The organism is Robbsia andropogonis (assembly GCF_000970345.1).
Lineage (GTDB): Bacteria > Pseudomonadota > Gammaproteobacteria > Burkholderiales > Burkholderiaceae > Robbsia > Robbsia andropogonis.
This window is the reverse complement of the sequence record NZ_LAQU01000140.1, coordinates 1-2,028: the sequence shown is the minus strand read 5'-3', so window position 1 is coordinate 2,028 and position 2,028 is coordinate 1. Positions and strand designations below refer to the sequence as shown.

3 protein-coding genes and 1 pseudogene are annotated in these 2,028 nt (G+C 53.0%); all 4 read left to right on the top strand.

The window, feature by feature from the left end; translation table 11 throughout:
- Positions 1 to 891, top strand: an 891-nt coding sequence (locus tag WM40_RS26550) for a hypothetical protein (RefSeq protein ID WP_413783834.1), incomplete at its 5' end; no start/stop codon positions are given.
- A gap of 78 nt (positions 892 to 969) precedes the next feature.
- The gene (locus WM40_RS26545; RefSeq protein ID WP_046154565.1) at positions 970 to 1,209 is read left to right on the top strand and encodes a ribbon-helix-helix domain-containing protein; all 240 of its coding nucleotides are present in this window, start codon (positions 970 to 972) and stop codon (positions 1,207 to 1,209) included.
- Positions 1,209 to 1,629 (top strand): annotated as a pseudogene (locus tag WM40_RS26540) (putative toxin-antitoxin system toxin component, PIN family). The gene WM40_RS26545 and the pseudogene WM40_RS26540 overlap by 1 nt, the downstream one beginning before the upstream one ends.
- A 25-nt stretch (positions 1,630 to 1,654) precedes the next feature.
- The gene (locus WM40_RS26535) at positions 1,655 to 1,978 is read left to right on the top strand and encodes a helix-turn-helix domain-containing protein (protein WP_046154564.1); all 324 of its coding nucleotides are present in this window, start codon (positions 1,655 to 1,657) and stop codon (positions 1,976 to 1,978) included.
- Positions 1,979 to 2,028 lie beyond the last annotated feature (50 nt).

Genomic DNA, 2,028 nt, shown 5'->3' with positions numbered 1-2,028 from the left:
ATCAATGAAGCCACTGTCTATAGAAGTCTAGGGGCGTTGGAAGAGGCTGGCCTTATAACGCGCTCGGAGCAGAAGCAGACGCGCGTCCAACTGAAAACAATAACCTACATAAGGCTTACAGCGCAGGCAATTCAAGCTCTTGGACTCGGGGACACGGGCTCCAAGACTCAATCATCATATATAAAATCTACCGACGATGAAAAATCAATAGCATTCAACGGTATCGCACCGCTGCAAGACGTAAACAGGGAAAACATACAGTCTTCTACGAAGAAACAGTCGCCCCGCGAAACTTTTGTGAGAGTAGAGGGCAAAGCAATACCTCAAGACCTTGCTTGGCTATCGACGTCGAACGGCTTAGCTGCGACTGGAATATTGAAACTTATGGCTACCGCGAAGAAGAAGGGTGCTCGGTTATCGGACGTAGTCTGTAACGCGAAAGCTTCCCTTCTAAAGCTCCAAAAAGGCGCACTGTATGCCTACTTGAACGCGCTCCTGGTACAGGAAGTAGACCATGCGGCGGTCGCACGCCAGCGGCGTACTCACGCCGAACAAGTAGCCGCTGCCGCGGAAAAGATTGTGAAACGTGAACAAGACATCAAAGCCATGACGCCTCTTCGGGGACGATCGTATGTAGCAGGAAATGGCGCTATCTGGACAGTGGAAGACCAGGCGTTTTGGGTCGTAAAAGGATCGGAGAAGGGCTGCGTTTCCTTCCACCAAGCATCTGCGGCCGTTGAGTCAATACTCGGAGGTGTTTGGCGCGAGACGACAAAACCGCTATTTTGCCAGGCGTCGACTGGAGAAACGAAGGCAAGACAATCGGGTCTGAGCAGCATGAGGACAGCAATCGACGAATGCTTCGCGACCTTGCGTCAGAGATACGCTTGAACTGGAGTCATAGCACTGGATTTGAGCAACGATACGGTGTATAAACACCTATACACCTATCGACTGGATGCACATTCTATGAGTACCGTTCGCTGGAATATTGCAGTGTCCCCAGACGTCGATCAGTCCGTGCGAATGTTTATTGCGGCCCAAGGTGGCGGTCGCAAGGGTGACCTGTCACGTTTCATTGAGGAAGCGGTGCGCGCCTATCTCCTCGAGCGCGCCGTCGAACAGGCCAAGACTTCCGCGACTGGCTTGGGTGCTGAAGATATCAATGGCCTCATTGACGAAGCAGTCCAGTGGGCGCGTGAGCACTGATGCGTGTCATCCTCGACACAAACGTATTGCTCGGTGCCCTGATATCTCCCTCTGGTTTTCCGGACATGATCTATCGTGCCTGGCGCGCAGGGCGTTTCGAGTTGGTGACTTCTGTGGAGCAACTGGACGAACTGCGACGCGTAAGCCGCTATCCGAAGCTTAGGGCCATACTTCCGGCACACCGGATTGGCGCGATGGTGAACAACATGCAGCGGGCCATATTAATTGAGACGCTGCCGGATCTGCCCGTAGGTATAGAGGCAAATGATCCAAATGATAGTTTTCTTGCTTGCAATGGCCTTGGCCAGTGATGCCGACTACTTGGTGACCGGCGATCGCCGCGCCGGGCTTCTGCAACGCGGCAGCGTAGGCGCAGCTCGCATCGTGACCCCAGCTATTTTTTGCGCGGACGCGCTTTAGAACTAAACAAGATATCCCAGCGGCAATGATCGAAGACATCGAGATTGAGACCAGTTCGGGCAACGTGTTTGCTGACCTAGGTTTTGGCGACGCAGAGAAGCTCAAGATTAAGTCCGGCCTGGTGACAGAGATCACTCGTGCCGTGCGCAATCTGCGTTTAAGCCAAGAACAGGCCAGTCGGCGTATGGGCATATCGCAGTCAAAGGTCTCGGGAATGATGAGGGGTGACTTCGCTAACCTGTCGGAGCTCAAGCTCATGGATTGCTTGAATCGCCTTGGCTACGATATTGAGATTAAGGTGCGGCCGGCGGCCGAGTCGATCGGTCATCTGACACTCACGATTGCATAACTATGAAACTCGAAGGTCTTACCAAATTTGATGTGGCTGATTATCTCGAC

What these genes read in the sequence shown, in the direction of transcription:
- WM40_RS26545 (WP_046154565.1), top strand. Translation starts at nt 970, where the DNA reads ATGAGTACCGTTCGCTGGAATATTGCAGTGTCCCCAGACGTCGATCAG.
- WM40_RS26535 (WP_046154564.1), top strand. Translation starts at nt 1,655, where the DNA reads ATGATCGAAGACATCGAGATTGAGACCAGTTCGGGCAACGTGTTTGCT.